Genomic DNA, 19701 nt, shown 5'->3' on the forward strand with positions numbered 1-19701 from the left:
GAAGTACCTAAGCAAGGGATAAACAGAATGAGGTTCCGTAAAAGGTGAAGTGCGATGGCAGGTCGCTCCGGCTTTATGTGCGCTTACGGTCGCTGTTGCTTCTCGGGGCCTGAATGTGTGAGAGCAAGGAAGCCCCCGAGTATCAAAGCGAACGGATTTAACCTAAGATCAGCCGCGCATGCACACGTTGTGTGAATGTGTTGGTTCATCTATATAGTAATAAAGAGAAGAAGAGGGCAAGGCATGGGTCATTCGAAGTAAAAGCAGATCAAAGCAAGAGAGTAAGAACGAGCAAGCGGTTATACTGAAACTACGACAGGGGAGAGTGTATCTATGAAAAGAATGACAAAGTTATCGTTCCTGATGTTAATTGCTTTTTCGGTGATGCTTGCAGGGTGCGGGAATGGTGACAAGAGCGGCAGTCCAGTAAATACAGATGCTCAGAATGGCGGCGGTGAAGCTGCGGCCGGCACCAAAACGATAAAAATTTTCCAATACAAAGTTGAAATTGCCGAAGCACTTAATCGTCTCAAAGCTGAATATGAATCTTCCCATCCAGGCATCAAGCTGGATATTCAGACAGTAGGGGGCGGAAGTGACTACGGTGCAGCGCTCAAAGCCAAGTTTGCGGCAGGCGAACAGCCGGACATTTTCAACGTAGGTGGATACCGTGAACTGGATACCTGGCTTGAATATCTGGAGGACCTGTCCGACGAGCCATGGGTCAAAGATGTACTGGAAGTTGCCAAAGAGCCAATGACCAAGGATGGCAAGCTGTATGGACAGCCGCTCGCGCTGGAAGGGTACGGATTCATTTATAACAAGGATCTGTTCGCCAAAGCGGGCATCACAGAAATCCCGACAACGCTGGAACAGCTGGATCAAGCGGCGAAGAAGCTGCAGGACGCAGGCATTACACCATTCTCCAACGGTTATCAGGAGTGGTGGGTGCTGGGGAATCACAACGTCAATGTAGCCTTTGCGAATCAGGCAGACCCGGTAAAATTCATTCAAGGACTGAACGAAGGCACAGAGAAGATTCCAGGCAACCCTGTGTTTGATCAATGGCTGAATCTGCTGGACCTGACACTGAAATACAGCAACAAAAACCCGCTGACAACAGACTACAACACACAGGTAACGCTGTTTGCCAGCGGCGAAGCGGCGATGATGCAGCAGGGGAACTGGACACAGGTGCAGATTGACGGCATCAACCCGGACTTGAACCTGGGCATTCTGCCAATGCCGATCACGAATGAACCCAACGACAAGCTTTTTGTAGGCGTACCTAACAACTGGGTTGTGAACAAAAACTCCCAAGTGAAGACCGAAGCCAAGGCTTTTCTGGACTGGCTTGTTACATCCGACATTGGCAAGCAGTATTTGACGAAAGAATTCAAGTTTATCCCGGCATTCAGTTCGATTCAGGCTTCTGAGGAGGAGCTGGGTGATCTGGCGACAGATATCATGAAATACAGTCAGGCTAACAAAACGTTAAGCTGGAACTTCAGTCGTTTCCCTGAAGGGGTTCCACAAGAGTTCGGCAGCACAATTCAGGCATATGTAGCAGGTAAGTCTGACAAAAAGGCATTGCTTGATGGCTTGCAGCAGAACTGGGATAGTTTGAAAAAATAACGACAACATACGTACTCGAAGCCAGTTGCATCTTTTGCAGCTGGCTTCTTTGCTTCCCTGACATTGTATCGATGTATCTTGAAAATGTGGATAACTGTGCTGCTTTACAAATTTTAAAATAAAACTTTTACATCAGCTTGATACTATATGTGGATATCCTGTGTGTATATCATCTAAATGTGGACAACTTTTCAGGAAATAGGTTGGCGATATATTTTTATCAACAGATATGCTTGCATTTGTTAAAATAGTACTATATAGTTCTAGTTATGAATAACAAAAACGATAGTTCAAATCAAGAGTATTCTAAAACGTCCAGACCCAGAGGCTCTAATCCAGTGAACCGCACCAAAGCGGTTGAAGTGGCTGCACAGCTTTTTCTAAGGCAAGGTTATGCTTACGTCAGTATGGATGAGGTAGTCCGAGTCAGTGGTGTATCCAAATCCAATATCTATTATCATTTTAAAAACAAGGAGGAATTGCTTCAGGCAGTTGTTCAGTTCTGGATTGCCCAATACGAATCAGAGCTATTTCTGCTGCTCAGCCAGCGTGAACGGGGCGTGGAGGAACGAATTAACTCCTTCCTGGCACTGCTTTCGGCAGGTATAGAGAGTCGAAACTTTGAAGGGTCATGTCCGTTTGTCACTCTTTATATGCAGGCACCCGATAGTGCCTCCCATGCGAAGGAAAGCATCTCGATCTTTTTCCGAGAGCTTATGCCTATGGTGGAAAAGCTGCTCCAGCAAGGGGTAGAACGCGGAGAATTCCGCAAAGGAGTTGAGCCTGCAGCGGCAGCAGCCCTGTTCGTTGCTGCGCTTGAAGGTTCGCTGATTCTAGCAGGAACTTCTCGTAATCTGGGTATCATTGAACAGTCGGCACGAACGTTTTGTCAAATGCTTCGCTAAGCGAGGCTCTTTTTTTGAATATTTGTAGTACTGTATGGTACTAATTAAGATGGTATCATATGAGGCTAAGACGAAATGAAGACGGAACTCAAAACTAAAAAAAGACTAAATAGTGTGGAGGTTTAATAGATGAATCAAACAGCGTTGGCACAAACCGTTCTACTGATGACAGGCAGCACCGGTTTTATTGGAAGGGAAACCGTCAAACAACTTGTGGAAAAAACAGATATACATATGCTGCTTTTGGTTCGCTCTGAAGAGCGGGCCAGAACCGTACTGGAGAGCTACGGTGTGAGCAGCTTTGAACGGATTACGTTTATCGTAGGCGATTTATCTCTGACAGGTCTCGGGCTTGTTCAAGCGGATCGTGAACGGATCAGGGAGGCGAATGTCATACTTCATGCAGGGGGCACGATGGACATTACACTGGGACGAGAGACAGCGAACAGAATCTTTATGCATGGGGCGAGAGAAATAGCGCAGTTAGCAAAGGATATCCAGGATAACGGAGGATTGCGGCATTTTATTCATGTCGTTGGTTATATGAGTCCTTACGGGCAGGAGGGCGAGCAGCAAGAACAGACAAAGGTGGAACATGCAGACAGCCAAGAGAGCGCGTATGAAGAGATGAAATTTCAAGCGGATGGGTTTATTCGAACGCATGCGCAGACACATGGATACCCTTTATCTGTCGTAAATCCCAGTACGGTGGTTGGCCCCCGTCCGACGGGTGAGACGGAGCAGACAGGCGGCATTGGATTGCTGATTGGCGCTGTGCAGAGAGGTTTCATGCCGGTTGTACCTGGTGGTTCATCTTACTGGCTGCCGCTCGTGGAGAATGATGTGGTGGCAGAGACACTGGTGTTTTTGACCCAGGATGAGACTCCTCTTGGGGGGACTTACCCGCTGTTGGCACGTAAAGAGGATAGTCCGAACATGAAGGAAATGCTGAATCTGATCACAAAGCAGCTGGATGTGCCCACACCGGTAGGAGTACTGCCGCTATCTTGGATTCAACGCCTTATGAAGCTTGGGGGAAGCCGCATCAGTGGTATTCCCGCACAGTCACTGGCTTTTATTACAGATAGGAGATTTCCGGTACAAGAGACAGAGATGCTGTTGAAGCGAATGGGGAGAAGCTGGCCTGATATTCGGGAGCAGCTCCCGTTCATTATTGCGGATCTGGACTACCGTCTTCTGCCCAAGCACGAAATGAAGGCTTATCCAGGCCATTATACTCGTTCACGATTAGGGAATTTGGCGATGTTAGGCTGGGAAGGTGAAGGGGAGCCGTGGGTGATTGTACATGGTTTACTCCAAAGTGCCGATGACTTGCTTCCCTTGGGATCACGGCTGAGGGAACTGACGGGCAATCCCGTCTGGATTGTTGATCTCGCAGGGTTTGGTCGCTCACCTGTTCACCAGGAACAAGATGCATTTAACGGTCAGGTGAATGCACTTGTGCATGCTTTGGCAGAAATGCCGGTTCCCATCAAACTTGTTGGTCTTTCTGTAGGTGCTGCTGTCGCAGCCGCAGCATTGAAGCGAAGCGGGCGTACCGATATTCGTCTCGCCTTGCTCCAGCCTGCTGCGGACAACGGAGGAGATGCACGTTTAAAACAGATGCTTCGCCTGCCGCGTCGTGTAGGTCGCGCGTTGCTTCGCTCCAGATCTCAGCAAAGTTGGGCACGAATGTTTCGTGAGGGTAGCAGCAGATCTGTTGATAATGAGAACATAGCCGCGGGAACAGCCCAGAGGGTACATTCCTATCTTCGCTCACCTCGTATAGCGGGCGCACATCTGGATCTGCTGAGGTGGATTCACTTGGGGCACACCAAAGGGACGGGCAGCTTCTGGGAGAAATACGGAAGCTTTCAGGGAATGGACTATGAAAAGGAACAATTGGTTGTTTGGGCTGACAAGGATAAGGAATATCAATTTCCAACTGCATTACACAACGGTTACAGGAAGATTGATGTGCCTTACGGGCACTATTTTCCAGTATTCCAGTTTGACCAGACAGCGGAAATCCTCGTCAATTGGGCTGGTGGCACACATGTGAATAACATTAGATAGGGAGTCTGTAATCCAGTACTGTAAGTGAAAGGCTTTCCACAATATGTCCACAGGAGAGGATAAGCAGACGAAAAAAGACAAAGTTTACGTTAGATTTACAAACAAATACACAACATGTCCACATTGAAATTGCGAATATCCACATAAAAGGATGTATATATCCACAGATTGTGAGCAATATGTGCACAACTTATCCACAAAACAGGTATAACTCACTCTTTTCATCTGGAAAAAGCAAAATCAAAGCAGGATTTGATGAGTTGTCCACAGAAATTAGAATATATTTCAGCATACGTTGAACCCGGAAACGAAAACGGATCATAAGCGCGATTCTTGTTGTGGAAAGCCTAAACATTTGCACCAAAAGTGCCGATACAACATGTAACGACTAATCGTCTCACGACGACAGCCAAAAGTATGTTGAAGATTCTGATTTTACGGAATGAGAGGGTATGGGGACAATTATGAGTGAAGATGTAGTAATGCAATATATTAATTTCTCGGTCGGAGAACAGATTTTTGCACTTCGTATTGATGAGGTGCATGAAATTATCAGAATGGTAGAGGTTACAACGGTTCCTTTTGGCAGTCCCGAGATCAGAGGATTCGCTTCATTGTACGGTAAGGTGGTTTCGGTCGTGAGCCTTCGTGTGCTGCTGGGCATGCCGGAGCAGGAGGACACGCCATCGACACGGATTATCGTTGTTCCCTACAAGAACGGGTTTGTGCCTTTGATTGTGGATATGGTGGATTCGGTGGTGACATATGATCGTTTTGAGGAGCCTGCTGAGGAGCATCGCCGTTTCATGATTGGTGTGTTTGATAAAATCGGTTTCTGTGCAGATCACCGCGCGGGTATTCTGAATCTGGATGTGCTGCTGGGCAGTCTGGTCAGATCTTAATTATTAATAAAAAAATATAGCGGCAGCTTGGCTGCTTCATTGTTTCATCTTAATAACGAAATGTTCCTCATCCGATTCCTGGATCAGGGGCATTTTTTTATGCAGCAAAAGAGTGATATCCGCATTTTTTAAGTGTAAAGGTTTTTAAATCCGTTCATTTTCGTATATGATGGAGAGTAACAATGCGAAGGGATGACGGGAGACTGTAATGATGCAATCGCTGTATGGAGTATGGCTTGGAGACGTATTTTTTTGTTTTTCCGGTGAGACATCGGAACCGCGTGTAGATGCTTGGAGCCACGTGGTGAGAAGGCTGCAATTCGGCGACGAGGGTCGTCTGTTTCAGCCTGCCGCGCTGCGTCTTGCAGAGCTGCGCTGGCCGAATCCGCTTCGGAATGCGGCCGAAGCCAAAAATACGAAACGGCGGCAGCTGCTTGGTCGCACTCTGGAAGGGCTCGCGGTTTCCCCGAAGGATGCCTTCAGGCTGCTGCTGCAGTGGGACGATCAGATGCTGCATGCAGCCGGAATTCAAGCCGGAGAAGAGATGCGTTACTGGGTTAAGGCAGCACAGTTCACTCAGGAACTGCTGCTCCGCGGAGCAATCGCTCCAGCGGCTGCGTTTGCGGCCAAGACCGGTGCAAGACGCAGAACCGGACAGGAGACTTTAACAGGTGTATGGCGCCCGAGACTGCAGCTCGAAGAGGATCAGGAGCGTTTTAGAAGTCTTGCAGAGTCCATGCCGCCAATCGCGTTATCTGCTCCGGGAGCATATGCCTCCACGGAGCCAGAGACACGTGAGGAAGCGGCTGGGGCGGTCTTATTTTCATTTATGAGTGGAATCATTCATGCGGTGGTGACGAGTGAACTGGAGGGCATGGATAGCGCGCTGTCTCGTTATCGGACGTCGTTCCGACGTGGCTCATCACCTGTGTCAGAGCTTTGGTGGAATAGCCTGATCTCGATGTTTCGCCCTGTCACCGTGCAGGGACCGACCGAGGAAATGGCAGACTTCGTGGATACGCTTCATGAAGCGGGGGGAACGAGGATGCCTGCATTTGGTATCGAAGAGACTCCGCCCGTGGAAGGCAAATTGAAGCTGGTACTGCGTCTGGAACCGCCGCTGGGGGAGCAGGATTCAATCTGGGGTATCAGCTTCTGGGTTGATAGTGATCAGGAGTCTGGACTCAGACTGCCTGCGCGAAGCATATGGGCACACCCGGAGCGTGACCTGGACCGGGGCAAGGTGCTCTATGTGTCCGCAGCCGAGCAGCTGCTAATGGCCATCGGTCAAGCGTCGGAGCTGGCCCCGGAACTGGAGACCGCATTACTGCATGCGCGTCCTGAGGCAATACAGCTGGAGCAGCAGAGCTTTTTTGAATTTCTGACCCATGCGGTTCCCAAGCTGCAGAAGGCGGGCATAACGGTGCTGATGCCTTCAAGATGGAGCCGTGCCGGGAAACGCCGTGCGGGTCTGCGTTTGCAGATGATGAATGGTTCGCCGGAGCGTCAGCCGGGTGCTGGTTCTGCGCTGGGCATGGAGCAGCTGGTTGCTTTTACAGCAGAGCCGATGCTGGATGGCAAGCCGATTACGGCGGAGGAACTGGCTGCACTGGCTGAATCAACCGTTCCTTATGTGATGTTCCGCGGGGAATGGATCGAGGTAGACACAAAAGAGATTCGCCAAGTGCTTCGTTATATGAAAAAAGAAGAGGAGCAGTATATGCCGCTTTCCGAGTGGCTGCATCTGGCTGCAGATGAAGGAGAAGATTCCATCTGGAAAGGCATGTCCGTTTTCGGAGCGGAATCGGAAGGCATGCTCGCTTTTCTGTTGGATGGGCAGGTGCTCCGCAGCATTGAGCCGCGATCTGTACCAGCAGAGCTGCATGGTGAACTGCGCCCGTATCAGGAACGCGGATTTCAATGGTTATCCGCTATGGGTGAGCTTGGGTTCGGCGTGTGTCTCGCTGATGATATGGGTCTTGGGAAGACGATCCAGGTTATTACCTGCCTGCTGGATCGCAAGCAGGAGGAACGGCAGGCTGCACTGACCGAAGCGCAAGAGACACAAGGATTAAATGAGGCGTCCGCAGATCAGGCTGCAGATCGAGGATGGATCGCTGAGAGATCGGAAGGCAAAGTGTCTGGGCTGCACAAATTGTCCAAATCCGGCGACTCCCATTCGGCCCTCAAGACGACTGCTTCACAGAGATCTGATGTAATTCCAGCAGAACAATGGCCTGCACTGATTGTCTGCCCCACATCGCTGCTTGGAAACTGGCAGCGGGAGCTGAAGCGCTTTGCGCCAAACCTGTCCCTGTACATTCATCACGGCGGACAGCGGCTGCATGGGGATGCGTTCCAGGAAGAAGCCCGGAGGCATGATATCGTGCTCACCACGTATCATCTGGCTGGCCGTGACGGTCCCGACCTGGCTTCACTGCACTGGTCAACGGTGGTGCTCGATGAGGCGCAGTATATTAAAAATTATCGAACAAAGCAGGCGCAGAGTGTAATGCGGCTGTCTACTTCACATCGTATTGCGATGACAGGAACGCCGGTGGAGAACCGGCTGAGTGAGCTTTGGTCGATTTTTCAATTTCTCAATCCGGGATATCTCGGCACATCATCATCATTTCGCCAGCGTTATACAGGCTTGGGCCCATCAGAAGAAAGTGCGGCCTCGCTGCGAGAGCTGCATCGTCTGGTATCCCCGTTTATGCTGCGCAGGCTGAAGAGTGACCCGGATATCCGCAAGGATCTGCCGGAGAAGCTGGAGCTGAAATCCTATTGCTCACTCACGCCGGAGCAGGCGATCCTGTACCAGCGTGTGGTGGATGAGCTGATGGGCGGGCTGGACGGCCGCAATGGCATTGCACGCAAGGGCATCGTGTTATCCTCTCTCACCAAGCTGAAGCAGATCTGTGATCATCCTGTGTTAGCAGACAACAGTCGGAAGGACCATGGCAAGACAGAGGCATCTGGCAAGATGGAGCGGCTGCTGGAATTACTGGATGCGATTCGGGACAATGGAGAATCGGCACTGGTATTTACTCAGTATGTGTCCATGGGAGAGCTTCTCGTATCCAGACTGGCCCGGCGTTATGAAGAGGAGCCTTATTTCCTGCACGGCGGTGTTTCCAAGGCGCAGCGGGATGAAATGGTGGAGACGTTCCAGAAGGGAGAAGGCCCGTCGATGTTTGTTCTGTCGCTGCGTGCTGGCGGGGTTGGCCTGAATCTGACACGGGCAAGTCATGTCATTCACTATGACCGCTGGTGGAATCCGGCGGTGGAGAATCAGGCAACAGACCGTGTATTCCGCATCGGGCAGAATCGTAATGTACAGGTACACAAGTTGATCTGCCAAGGGACATTAGAGGAACGGATTGATGAATTGATCGAGAGCAAGAAAGCTCTCTCCGAGCAGGTTGTCGGATCGGGAGAGAACTGGCTGACCGAGATGTCGGATGACGAGCTGCGCAGTCTGATCTCCCTGCAGGGGGAGACGTGGCTGTAACGGGCGGCAAAGCAGAGGTGTACCGAGGTACAAGGAACAGTCCAGGTATAGGTATAGGTATAGGTCAGGACATTGTACGGTGACACAAGGAAAGCTCGGAGGAGCAACGTAGAAAGGGGCATGATGATGAGCGAAAAATGGAAAATAGAGCTGCATATGTCCCCCGGGGTGTGGACAGCAGAGGTAGATACATCGATGGATCGGGCAGCGTCTGCCCCCGAAGCCGCCGATGCCTTCCAGACCGGAACCGCCGACTCCGGCGTGTTCACGGTCACCGGCGCGCTGTCGCAGCTCAGCGAGGCGCAGCGCGAGGCCGTGCTGTCGCAGCTGCGCAAGCGCCCGCTGGCGCTGTACGCCCTGCTGCGCGGCGGCCCGGCACCGGCGGAGCTCGCCGGGCTGCTGCCCGCGCCCGCTGGCGCGCAGGGCGCCGCCTTGCCCGGCGCTGCTGCGCCAGCGGCGTGCACCTGCGGCCGCGCGGGCTGCGCGCATGCCGCGGCGGCGGAGCGCGCCGTTGCCGCGCGCCTCGCGGGCGAGCCGCTGCTGCAGCTGGCGCACGCCGGCCTGCCGCGCGAAGCGCTGCTCGCCGGCGTGCTGGGATCGTGGGCAGCGGAGCTTGCCCATGATCCCAGCGGCGCGGGCCGCGCCGCGGAGACGGCGGGCCGCCCGCAGGCGCGGGCTGGCGAAGGCGGCGCAGCCGTCGGCGAGTGGATCGCCGAGGCTGCCGCGGACGGCGCCATGCACCAGCCGGGGCCGGGCTTCGGCGCCGTGCAGGTGCGGCTCGCGCAGCCGGGCAAGCCGCCTGCGCTGCCCGAGCTGACCGCGCTGCTGCCGGGAGTGCCTGCAGCAGCGGGTCTGGATCTGATCCGCGAGCGTGTGGCAGCGCGGATGTGGCAGGCTGTCCAGAAGCACAAGGACAGCCCGGCCGCCAAATAATGCAGTATGCCAATACAGCGGGGGTGATCGCAGATCGCCCCTGCTTGTTTTGGTTAACCGCATGAACAGACCTGTGCAGCCAAGTAAAGTGTGCCTTACGCAAGCTGCCCGGATTTTCTTTTCCCAAACGGTAAAGTGATGTGTTCATGTATTGAAAATGAAAGAAAACAAGCCTACAGGCTGTATTCAGGGTATACACTTGCGCAGATTCCGGAAGATCGCTGTCTTTGCTGGTGGAGGTTTGTACGCAATTAAGGTATACTGTCGCAGTGAACACTGTCGGAATTGGTGTGTATATGAAACAGCAATAATCCGCTCGAATACTACGTTGATGGGAGTTTTACGATGAAATCAGGAACAGGAAGACAGCGCCGGATTGTGGTTCTGCTGTCCTCACTTATGATATGTGGAGCTTTGCTGGCTGCGTGCCAGAACGGCTCCGACTCAAACGAAAATGCAAACGCGAACGGACCCTCCAGCACAGAGCAGGGAGCCGATGGCACCACCGTTCATCTAACCGACCAATCTGGCTCGGATGGCAAGGGTGGAGCGGAAGGAGATCAGACGTCCAAGCCGGGCAGTGATGAAGGCACAGGCCAAGGCTCGGACTCTGCATCCGCTGGAGAGGAACAGGGCTCCTCGAGCAATGGTAATGGGGAGGCGGCATCAGAAGACCCGCTGCTGGAGAAGCGCAGCATCAGTGCGCTGCAGACCACGGTAGATGCCCAGTCGGTTGTGACTAACGCGCAGGCAATGACGGTCATCGTCAACAAGCAGCGCAGTCTGCCAGAGGGATATGTGCCGAGTGATCTGGTTGAGCCTGACGTACCGTTCTCCTTCGAGGGACCGCATGAGAAGCGGCATATGCGCAAGGAAGCGGCTGAAGCGCTGGAGAAGCTGTTTGCCGGTGCCAAGGCAGACGGGATTGAGCTTCGTGCCGTGTCCGGTTATCGGTCCTACAAACGTCAGGTCGCCATCTACAACAACAATGTCAAAACCAAGGGAGAAGAGTACGCTTCCCGCGTAAGTGCCGTTCCCGGCCGAAGTGAGCATCAGACAGGACTTGCGATAGATGTGTCCAGTCCAAGTGTAGGCAATGTGCTGGAAGAGGTGTTTGGCTCGTCCAAAGAGGGCAAATGGCTGGATGAGCATGCTGCCGAGTATGGCTTTGTTATCCGTTATCCGAAAGGCCAGGAGAGCAAGACGGGTTACGTATATGAGCCTTGGCATATTCGCTATGTAGGCACAGATATTGCACCAGATGTCGTGAAGAGTGGTTTGACGCTGGAAGATTACTTTGACGAGGCTAATATTAAACTGTAATAGGCGTGTCTCAATACTCATATCCCCTGAACACTCGACCATACTCAAGGTAAAAGTGAGCTGTTCAGGGGATGTTTAATTTTAATTTGTTGATTGCGCTGCAGACAGCCTGATATAATTCATCTTTAATCCAAGAACCAGACTACATAACAAAGCGAGGCGTGAAGAATGAGCAGACAGCAGGTATTTACCGGCTCCCCTTGGGAACCACTGGTGGGGTATTGCCGTGCAATCCGTGTTGGAAACCGGGTTGAGGTTGCTGGAACAACAGCAATGCAGGAGGGTGTTGTAGTTGGAGCGGGTGATCCTTACGTGCAGACCAAGTTTATTTTGCAGACGATTGAAAAAGCGCTGAATGAGCTGGGTGCCAGCTTGAACGATGTCGTAAGAACTCGTATGTTCGTCACGGATATTACGCGGTGGGAAGAAGTGGGGAAGGCACATGGAGAATTTTTCGGGCAAATTCAACCCGTGGCTACCATGGTCGAAGTCAGCGCGCTTATTGATCCCTTGCTTATGGTTGAGATTGAGGCTGAAGCCATTATTGATACAGAGTGATATGAGACATGCTTTTTGAATATGAGAGATAATCTAAAAGTCTAAAAACGAACAAAAGACCTTACCCTCCTTGTCCGATGACAGGAGAGTAAGGTTTTTTATTTCATACAGTAATCGATTTGCACGGGTTGTATCGTCTTTACTCTGCTTTAGGCTGAACCGTTGGAAGGTCTACAACCACTCTCCAGGCAGTGCCAATTGGGGGAAGGCTGCGAGTCAGCATCGGACTGTAATATCCAATGACCTTGGCACCTTTGGTCAGCTGCTCTGCTTTTACCGATTCACCATTTTGGTCCAACAGCGAGGTATCTTTGTTGATATTTAAAACGACATGATCCGGGGCTGTTTCGGTCAAGCGTGTGCCTGTAATTTCAATCTGGGACACAGCACTGCCTTCCATTTTAACCTGTTCAATCGTGCCTGCTGTACCGAAAAGTTCTTTGGGCTGTGCTGCCAATTCAGCGGCTGAATCAAACACCGTCACTTTATACGTTGGCGTCTGTGGCGGCAAACTGCGAGTAGTCATCAGAGAATGCTCAGCCTCCACAACCATGCCGATGGACAGATCGGCAAGCGTAAGCTCTTTACCCTCCGCAGAGAGCAATTGACTGTCCTTGCTCAGATTCAGCACGATTCCATCCTGATTTGCACCGCCAATCTGAATGGACTGGTACTGCTCCTGATTGGAGATACGTGTAATTACACCTCGCTCGGTAACGGTCTTCACCTCTTCCTCACTTGTGATACTCACCTGATTCCCGGTTGTAGTCAATTGTGCGTGAAGCACCTTTTCTGCAAATACAGCAGGCACATAAAGTGTTCCATCCTTGATCTCGGGAGCTGTGCCAAGCGTGAGCAGCATTTTATTCACGGAATAACGGTCCTTGCCTGTAAAAACCTGAGTCCAAAGTGCATCACGAGTCAGCTCAGCTGACTTGTCCGCCTTGTTCCATTGCAGCTCGATTCCGAGGGCTTCGGTCAGGGCGCGGAGCGGAATCATCGCTGTTTGGTTATCCTTGCTCCAGTACCCGTCAGCGACAGCCGTGCCATTAACGGACACCTGAACCGTTCCAGCCGCGCTGCTGCTGGTAGAAACGATGCTTTGCTTCACAGGCGGTGCTGTGTTATCCAGTGATGCAGCATAAGCCGCTCCCCCGCTCAGCGCCATGGAAAGGGCCATCACGGTGCTTACTTTTTTCATGTTGTTTTTCATTAGGATCATCCCTTCTCATCTGCGTTGTGTCACGGTAAACTCTTATACAGAGGTCCGTATCTCATGATTACTGACGGGACACCTCGCCTCGAAGTTGCAGCTGAAAGTAATAAATGTAACGAGGCATGTCGGTTTTCATTTGATGTAATGCGATAAAATCAGGTTATCGGCAGCGGGGACAGGTTAATTTTATGGTGGAACGGATTTGCGTACTGTGGATTGGATTCATACTTCAGATGTGAGGGAGGATACAAAACGATGAGTGATATGTTGGTTGCGCTGTATCGTTTACCGGAGCAGGATAGCGGATTGGAGAGGCTAAAGGCGAACTCCATTGTCGTCCGCAGAGCCATTGCCCCGGAGAAGCAGCAGGTACTGGACTGGGTGAGGTCCCATTTTAGCCAGCCCTGGGTGGATGAATGTGATGTTGCTTTTGCACGTCAGCCCGTAACTTGTTATATTGCGCTCGAACATGGGAAAATGATTGGCTTTGCCTGTTATGAAGCAACCTGTCGCAATTTCTTTGGCCCGACAGGAGTGAGTCCGAGTGCCCGAGGTAAGGGCGTGGGGACCGCTTTGCTGTTGGCCTGCATGCATGCTATGAGAGCGGACGGATACGGTTACGCCATTATCGGATCGGCTGGGCCAGTGGACTTCTACAAACGAACGCTGGGAGCGGTGGAGATTGAAAATTCAACACCGGGTATTTATGAAGGCATGCTGCGGGCAGAATAAACGTTAATAAAGATCTGAAAGAGGAAGTCGTTAATGGAGTTTTGGTAAAAGGAGGCAGGACGAAGATGAGCAACAGGCAAATGCTGCACATCGGTATGATCGGTACAGGTTCCATCTCGGATCTTCATATGAGGTATTATGCCAAAAATGAGGATGCGGTCATCTATGCCATCTGTGATCTGAATGAAGAGAGAGCTAAGGCCGCTGCAGAGAAATATAATGCTCAGTCCGTGTACACCAACTATCGTGAGATGCTGAATGACCCGCATGTGGATGCCGTCAGTATCTGTACATGGAATAACACCCATGCGGAATTTGCTATTGCTGCACTGGAGGCAGGCAAGCATGTCCTGCTGGAGAAACCGGTCGCTACGAATGTAGAGGATGCATTGCGAATTGAGGAAGCTGTGAAGAAGAGCGGACGTACGTTTGTTGTCGGTTTTGTACGCCGTTACGATAACAACATGCAGATGTTGCGCAGATTTATTGATGCCGGGGAGTTTGGCGAGCTGTATTATGCAAAAGCGTCCATCCTGCGGCGTCTGGGTAATCCGGGCGGCTGGTTCGCAGATAAAGCCCGTTCAGGCGGCGGTCCCTTAATTGATCTGGGTGTACATATCATCGACCAATGCTGGTATCTGATGGGCAGACCGAAGCCAGTGTCGGTCAGCGGTAATACGTATCGAAAGCTCGGCAATCGTGCGAATATTGACCATCTTTCATTTTATAAAGCGGCGGATTACAGCGCAGCCATCAACAACGTGGAAGATATGGCAAATGCCCTGATCCGCTTTGAGAATGGGGCATCACTGGCGGTAGATGTGAGCTTCACCCTGCATGCCCGAGAGGATGAGTCCTATGTTAAGCTTTACGGTGAGCGTGGCGGCTTTGAACTGGAACCCAGAACACTGATCGTCACCGAGAAACATGACACGATCATGAACATTGAACCCCAGACGGACCATCCCGGTCTGGACATTCACGGTGCATTCCAGAATCAGATCGACCACTTTGTTGAATGCTGCCTGAATGGTACGCCGCCCATCAGTCCGATCGCAGATGGTGTGACCTCCACCCGCATGCTGTGTGCTATCTACGAGTCTGCCGAGAAAGGGCAGGAGATCAGGCTGGATTAAAAGCAGAACGATACAAATAATCGGTTATTTAAACGTAAGATTATTAACACGTAACGTGGGAAATCCACTGAGCAAATACCCTCCTTCTAAAAGTTCTCTTACTCAGAAGGAGGGTTGTTGATTGTGTCTTTGAATATACAGGCCGTCAGAACCTGTTCATGCCAGGCATTCATGCTTTTTTTTTCGCATAACGCTCATTTATTCATTGGTGAATCCTCGTATCCCGGGTCATCGTAGTCGGTATTCTGCAGCTTGGGGAGAACATTCATACCATCTATAGCTTGTCTGGTCTCAGGAGTCCCGTGATCGTAGAGAAAGGTGTACAGCATCATCACACCGTCCGTAAACCGCTCATTCCCCTCATCATGATCTGCCGATTTGTAAGGCACCGGTGCCCGCTGCAGCGAATAGTCGTCCCCCTTTTCCAACACTTTCATCAAGTCCTGTAACGTAGCTAATTGTCCGTCATCCACGAGAACTTCAAACGGTGTAGATTCGTTCCTCGTCTGCTCAATAAGGTTGTGAGTTACCGATACATACAGATGCTGTTTACCGTCCTGCATAATCCAACCCCCCATTTCATTATTGAAAAATCCGTTAACACAGTTCATTAAAAAAAGATCCTTTTGCTGTTAAATTGAAAATAAAAGACCGCTACTCTGATGAATTGGAAAAAAGACGCTTCTACTGTTAATAAACAGCAGCAAGCGCCCTGAAACGATCGATGAAGCCAGTCTAAGGCTGAGGATGGTGTTCCCATTTTTAGAGTATAGGTAAACCGTCTAGCGAATACTTTACTATATTTTACTTTCCAAAGCGATTAGTAACGGGAACCTCCCGAGTGCCAGCAATCATCGTTCCTGAGCATAATGGACAGGCGGGCGGGCCAGAGGTAGTCTTCTTCGATACTTTACCGGAAGGCACCGCCGGCTTTTGTCTTAACCATGCTTTGCACGAAGCAGAGCTGCATTTCCAGACAGCTACGGTTTCGGTCCGCTCGGCCCTGCTTACACCTGCCGCAGCAGAGTGTGAGTCGGAACGGGAAGGGCTTGAGGTTGAGGTGGCTTGGGCGGCCTTTGGATGAAGCCCTGGTGTACTAAAAGCTTTATGATCTCGAATGATTCCGCTGCCGCGCTGCTCACTCAGGCGATCCTCATCCCGCTCGTCCAGCATCTCCATCTCCCGCTGATCCTTATGGTTTATCGCACTGCGCTGCCGATCATGCTGTACATGCGAGGCTCGTTGACCTGTGCCACCCTGAATGGGTGGGCGCTGAATCAACGCATTGGCTGGCTGTGAATCGGCAGTGTAACGTGTCCCTGCTTTCTTCTTATGTTCACGTGTGCCTTCATATCTGTTTCCGTTCCCGGTGCGGCTGTAATTGTCACGTCCGCTGTAGCTGCGACTTCCATGATCTCTATAGGATGCCTGATTATTGCCTTGTCCTTCTTCACGTATCTTGCGTTTATCCGGTACCTCCATGCCAAAAGCTTCAAGCAGGAAACGCGAGACATCCGCAGGTTTGCCATGATGACTTGCTGGCGAGGTCACATACAGATGCTGCTTGGCCCGAGTGATGGCGACATAAGCAAGCCTGCGCTCTTCCTCCAGAGCCATATCCAGCTCGGCATCTGTCTGCTGTACAGCGAGTGCCGCTTTCTGATCTTCGGGGATATCGTGGCGCAGAGCCGTGCTGTGGGGCACGATGCCTTCGCTGGCTCCGATCCAGTAGACGCAGGGGAACTCCAGCCCCTTGGCCCGGTGAATCGTCATGAGCTGCACGGCATCACTGTCCTGCGAGCGGCGCAGCGATTCCATTTCGCGGTGTCTGCGGGACAGCTCGTCTGCAAATTGCACAAATTCCTCTACCGTTTCGAACTTTTTGACTGCTGCCTCGAATTCATCCAGCGTTTCCAGCATCGTTTCCTTATAATGGGTAAAAATGGTCGGGTCGCCGCTCTCCATATACTTGTCGTAGAATTGCCGTCGCATCTCCTGAACCGCGATGATCGGTTTCAGCTTGTGCAGGGATTTGATCAGCTTGATCCGTTCCTTGACCTGCTCCTGTTGAAAAGGCTTCAGCTTGTCCCATTTGCTCAGATGAATCAGCGGATATTTCTTGGCCTGCTCCTGCTCACAGCGCTGAATCCACTCCAGCCCCGCATCCCGGGACACATACAGCGGCCCAAGAGCACTAGGGAGGGCATCCATGGCCCGTGGGTTCAACGACAGTCGCATATGGTCCATCAGCGGTTTAATCAGGGACTGATCATAGAACACGGGGGAGGCCCCATGCTGTACAAAAGGCACATCCTTCAGCACCAGCTGCTCAAATACCGCCCGGCTGCTGCTGGCTGTCCGATGCAGAATCGCCATATCGCGATAAGTATACAGCCCTTCCTCGACCTGCTGGCAGATCTGATTGACCACCCAGGCTGCCTCTTCCTCGGCGTTGGCCGGAGTAGCGAAGCGCGGTGCATCCCCGCGCTGTCCTGCCGCACGCAGCCGTTTGTCTCGTCTGCGTTTGTTGTGTGCAACAAGCTCACTGCCGAGACCCAGAATACGCGCATCACTGCGGTAATTGATATCCAGCGTCACGATGCGTGCGCCGGGGTATACTTTATCGAATTCCAAAATCGATTCCTGCCGTGCGCCGTTAAACGTATAGATCGTCTGGTCGTCGTCACCGACCACCATCAGATTGCGATGGGCCGCAGCGAGCAGCTGTACAATCTCGTATTGCAGCCGATTGGTATCCTGAAATTCATCAACCATTATATATTGAAAACGCCGCTGAAGCGGCTTTAACACCTCTGGATCACGAAGCAGCGCAGCCGCGCGCAGCAGGATGTCATCAAAATCCATTTTGCCGCGCTCCTGCTTCCAGGTCTCGTAGCCGAGCAGCACCTTTTTCGCATCCCGTTCCTCCTGGGATTGCTCAGGCAAGTCCGCCGTGTCCGAGCCCTGCATCTTCCACGCGGACAGCATCGCCAGCAGGCTTTCCGGCTGGAACGCCTCACTCATGCCATGCTGGCGCAGCAGCATTTTCAGCACCGTGTGCTGGGCGCGCGGCTCGCCAAAAATATCTTCCTGCACGCCATAATGGCGAAGCAGAGTCAGCGCGAACGAGTGGAAGGTGCGAGCCTGCACCGCTCTGGCTGCAGCAGGTCGTATGCCAGGCAGGGCAGCTATACGGTCCTTCATCTCGGCCGCAGCTTTGTTGGTGAAGGTAACGAGCAGAATGCTGCCAGCGTGTACGCCGCTAACCTCCATCAGGTAGCCTGCTCTTGCCGCAAGCACGGTTGTTTTGCCGCAGCCTGCACCTGCAAGGGTGAGTATAGGTCCTCTGCCGTGGCGCACGGCCGAGATTTGCGGACCGTTGAGTTTGATGCCCGCTTCTTCCAGCGAGCGAAAATAATAGGCATCCTGCTGATCATCACCCACAAGCTGCCGGCTTGTTTCCAGCGGTGCAGAGGGAGACTGGGGCAGAGATGCGGCAGGGGTCACCCCGAGTGGACGGGGGTAAAACGTTGAGTTCGGACTTAACATATTTCATCCACCTCTATATGCATTCAGGGATAGGACTATCCCGTTTCAAAAGTAAACCATTTGCCCTTTTCACAATCACATTGTAAATTGGTATGATAGAGTTAGCAGGCAGGCAATCAAGCATGCATTCAGTTAGTATAACTCCATTCGTATGGGGCCAAAGTTCCATTATACCGAACGTATGGTCTTGACGAAAGCCCCTGTTTCTATCCAAAATCCGCATCTACCAGGGGAACTGCGCAAGTTTTCGCAACTTTTTGGCTTCATATCGTATAAGTAATATATCCGGGCCGTTCGCATGCCGCGAATGGCTGATCAACGACGAATGAAAAATGAAATGATATTGTTTTGACGGGACAGAGGAGGATGAATATGAATCTGCTTCAGCGCATCAGAAACGGAGCAAACAAAGCAACAGAGCGTGCACAGCACGCGGTTGAGATTGGCAAAATAAACAATCAGATTGTGGGCTTGCAGCAGGAACAGGAAGTCCATTTTACCGATATGGGACGTATCTTCTACGAAGGTTATCGTGCTCAGGATATGACACGGGCCGAAAAAGAGATGGTGGACCTGTCTCATCTGTGTGACGAGCTGCAGGACGAGATTGACGCACTGCGTGGCAAGATTGCCGAGTTGAAAAATGAACGGCTGTGCGAGTGTGGACACGTTGCCTCGCTGGATGCCAACTTCTGTCCGAAATGTGGACGCAAGCTGGGCGAATTCAAACCAGGTGCAGCTGCATCGGGAACGGCAGGAGCTTCAGGAGCGGCGAAAACGGCGAGAAATGAGGCCGCAGTTGCTCAGAATTCGGCTGCGGAGCAGTCCATTTTCAATGGACCCGCTGTAGATGAGCATGAAGAGAACGAACCGTATCACACGGTAATTCCGTCCATTGCCGATCTGGAGACCGAGCCGGGATTTAACAGCACCGAGTTCACGCTGGAAGAGAAGGAAGCGTTCGATGCGGAATGGGAGCGCCGCAGAGAAGAGGAGATGCAGCGGGAACGGGAGCGCCAGCAGGAGCTGGATGAGCGCATTCGTTACTGGAAAGAGAACAATCCAATCGTGAGCACAGTAGATGTGCAGACCGAAGTGCCTCGTGAAATGGTGAAATGTCAGATTTGCGCTTCCGAATTGCCCAAAGGCTCGAAGTGGTGCCCGCGCTGCGGAGCCGAGCAGATTTGATGCAGTAGAAGCACTGCCATATGGCAATGCTGGT

14 protein-coding genes are annotated in these 19701 nt (G+C 51.8%); 11 read left to right on the forward strand and 3 right to left on the reverse strand.

The window, feature by feature from the left end; all coding sequences use genetic code 11:
- Positions 1-333 precede the first annotated feature (333 nt).
- The 8 genes from HNR77_RS22725 to HNR77_RS22760 all read left to right on the forward strand — a co-directional run bounded on the left by HNR77_RS22725 (position 334) and on the right by HNR77_RS22760 (position 11846).
- Positions 334-1635, forward strand: a complete 1302-nt coding sequence (locus tag HNR77_RS22725) for an ABC transporter substrate-binding protein (protein WP_184189509.1) — start codon at positions 334-336, stop codon at positions 1633-1635.
- A gap of 338 nt (positions 1636-1973) precedes the next feature.
- Positions 1974-2540 carry a TetR/AcrR family transcriptional regulator gene (locus HNR77_RS22730; protein ID WP_184189511.1) on the forward strand — a complete coding sequence of 189 codons (567 nt, stop codon included), beginning with the start codon at positions 1974-1976 and terminating at the stop codon, positions 2538-2540.
- A 129-nt stretch (positions 2541-2669) separates the two neighbouring features.
- Positions 2670-4616 (forward strand): alpha/beta fold hydrolase, encoded by a 1947-nt coding sequence (locus HNR77_RS22735; protein WP_184189513.1) that lies wholly within the window; start codon positions 2670-2672, stop codon positions 4614-4616.
- Positions 4617-5080: 464 nt separating this feature from the next.
- Positions 5081-5518, forward strand: coding sequence for a chemotaxis protein CheW (locus HNR77_RS22740; RefSeq protein WP_167434083.1), 438 nt, complete (start codon positions 5081-5083; stop codon positions 5516-5518).
- Between the two features lie 211 nt (positions 5519-5729).
- Complete coding sequence (locus tag HNR77_RS22745; RefSeq protein ID WP_184189600.1) at positions 5730-9032, forward strand: DEAD/DEAH box helicase; 3303 nt, start codon at positions 5730-5732, stop codon at positions 9030-9032.
- Positions 9033-9158: 126 nt separating this feature from the next.
- Positions 9159-9965 carry a hypothetical protein gene (locus HNR77_RS22750; protein WP_184189515.1) on the forward strand — a complete coding sequence of 269 codons (807 nt, stop codon included), beginning with the start codon at positions 9159-9161 and terminating at the stop codon, positions 9963-9965.
- A gap of 345 nt (positions 9966-10310) precedes the next feature.
- Positions 10311-11288 carry a M15 family metallopeptidase gene (locus HNR77_RS22755; RefSeq protein ID WP_184189517.1) on the forward strand — a complete coding sequence of 326 codons (978 nt, stop codon included), beginning with the start codon at positions 10311-10313 and terminating at the stop codon, positions 11286-11288.
- A 168-nt stretch (positions 11289-11456) separates the two neighbouring features.
- The gene (locus HNR77_RS22760; protein ID WP_145405712.1) at positions 11457-11846 is read left to right on the forward strand and encodes a RidA family protein; all 390 of its coding nucleotides are present in this window, start codon (positions 11457-11459) and stop codon (positions 11844-11846) included.
- A gap of 139 nt (positions 11847-11985) precedes the next feature.
- Here HNR77_RS22760 and HNR77_RS22765 read toward each other — a convergent pair whose 3' ends face one another.
- Positions 11986-13047: a copper amine oxidase N-terminal domain-containing protein gene (locus HNR77_RS22765; RefSeq protein WP_184189518.1), complete on the reverse strand. Its 1062-nt coding sequence runs from the start codon at positions 13045-13047 to the stop codon at positions 11986-11988.
- Between the two features lie 270 nt (positions 13048-13317).
- Between HNR77_RS22765 and HNR77_RS22770 the strand changes: the two genes are divergently transcribed.
- Together HNR77_RS22770 and HNR77_RS22775 are read left to right on the forward strand one after the other, a co-directional pair.
- Positions 13318-13794 (forward strand): GNAT family N-acetyltransferase, encoded by a 477-nt coding sequence (locus HNR77_RS22770; protein WP_184189519.1) that lies wholly within the window; start codon positions 13318-13320, stop codon positions 13792-13794.
- 65 nt (positions 13795-13859) lie between these two features.
- Positions 13860-14930 carry a Gfo/Idh/MocA family protein gene (locus HNR77_RS22775; RefSeq protein WP_184189520.1) on the forward strand — a complete coding sequence of 357 codons (1071 nt, stop codon included), beginning with the start codon at positions 13860-13862 and terminating at the stop codon, positions 14928-14930.
- A 194-nt stretch (positions 14931-15124) separates the two neighbouring features.
- Here the strand turns inward: HNR77_RS22775 and HNR77_RS22780 are convergent, their stop codons facing one another.
- The gene (locus HNR77_RS22780; protein WP_184189521.1) at positions 15125-15493 is read right to left on the reverse strand and encodes a hypothetical protein; all 369 of its coding nucleotides are present in this window, start codon (positions 15491-15493) and stop codon (positions 15125-15127) included.
- Between the two features lie 241 nt (positions 15494-15734).
- Positions 15735-18479: a UvrD-helicase domain-containing protein gene (locus tag HNR77_RS22790; protein WP_260410787.1), complete on the reverse strand. Its 2745-nt coding sequence runs from the start codon at positions 18477-18479 to the stop codon at positions 15735-15737.
- A gap of 372 nt (positions 18480-18851) precedes the next feature.
- Between HNR77_RS22790 and HNR77_RS22795 the strand changes: the two genes are divergently transcribed.
- Complete coding sequence (locus HNR77_RS22795) at positions 18852-19667, forward strand: zinc ribbon domain-containing protein (protein WP_184189522.1); 816 nt, start codon at positions 18852-18854, stop codon at positions 19665-19667.
- Positions 19668-19701 lie beyond the last annotated feature (34 nt).

Origin of the sequence: Paenibacillus sp. JGP012, assembly GCF_014203995.1 — a bacterium.
GTDB classification, from domain to species: Bacteria; Bacillota; Bacilli; order Paenibacillales; family Paenibacillaceae; genus Paenibacillus; species Paenibacillus silvae.

What these genes read in the sequence shown, in the direction of transcription:
- HNR77_RS22725 (WP_184189509.1), top strand. Translation starts at nt 334, where the DNA reads ATGAAAAGAATGACAAAGTTATCGTTCCTGATGTTAATTGCTTTTTCG.
- HNR77_RS22735 (WP_184189513.1), top strand. Translation starts at nt 2,670, where the DNA reads ATGAATCAAACAGCGTTGGCACAAACCGTTCTACTGATGACAGGCAGC.
- HNR77_RS22740 (WP_167434083.1), top strand. Translation starts at nt 5,081, where the DNA reads ATGAGTGAAGATGTAGTAATGCAATATATTAATTTCTCGGTCGGAGAA.
- HNR77_RS22745 (WP_184189600.1), top strand. Translation starts at nt 5,730, where the DNA reads ATGCAATCGCTGTATGGAGTATGGCTTGGAGACGTATTTTTTTGTTTT.
- HNR77_RS22750 (WP_184189515.1), top strand. Translation starts at nt 9,159, where the DNA reads ATGAGCGAAAAATGGAAAATAGAGCTGCATATGTCCCCCGGGGTGTGG.
- HNR77_RS22755 (WP_184189517.1), top strand. Translation starts at nt 10,311, where the DNA reads ATGAAATCAGGAACAGGAAGACAGCGCCGGATTGTGGTTCTGCTGTCC.
- HNR77_RS22760 (WP_145405712.1), top strand. Translation starts at nt 11,457, where the DNA reads ATGAGCAGACAGCAGGTATTTACCGGCTCCCCTTGGGAACCACTGGTG.
- HNR77_RS22765 (WP_184189518.1), bottom strand. Translation starts at nt 13,047, where the DNA reads ATGAAAAAAGTAAGCACCGTGATGGCCCTTTCCATGGCGCTGAGCGGG.
- HNR77_RS22770 (WP_184189519.1), top strand. Translation starts at nt 13,318, where the DNA reads ATGAGTGATATGTTGGTTGCGCTGTATCGTTTACCGGAGCAGGATAGC.
- HNR77_RS22775 (WP_184189520.1), top strand. Translation starts at nt 13,860, where the DNA reads ATGAGCAACAGGCAAATGCTGCACATCGGTATGATCGGTACAGGTTCC.
- HNR77_RS22780 (WP_184189521.1), bottom strand. Translation starts at nt 15,493, where the DNA reads ATGCAGGACGGTAAACAGCATCTGTATGTATCGGTAACTCACAACCTT.
- HNR77_RS22790 (WP_260410787.1), bottom strand. Translation starts at nt 18,479, where the DNA reads ATGTTAAGTCCGAACTCAACGTTTTACCCCCGTCCACTCGGGGTGACC.
- HNR77_RS22795 (WP_184189522.1), top strand. Translation starts at nt 18,852, where the DNA reads ATGAATCTGCTTCAGCGCATCAGAAACGGAGCAAACAAAGCAACAGAG.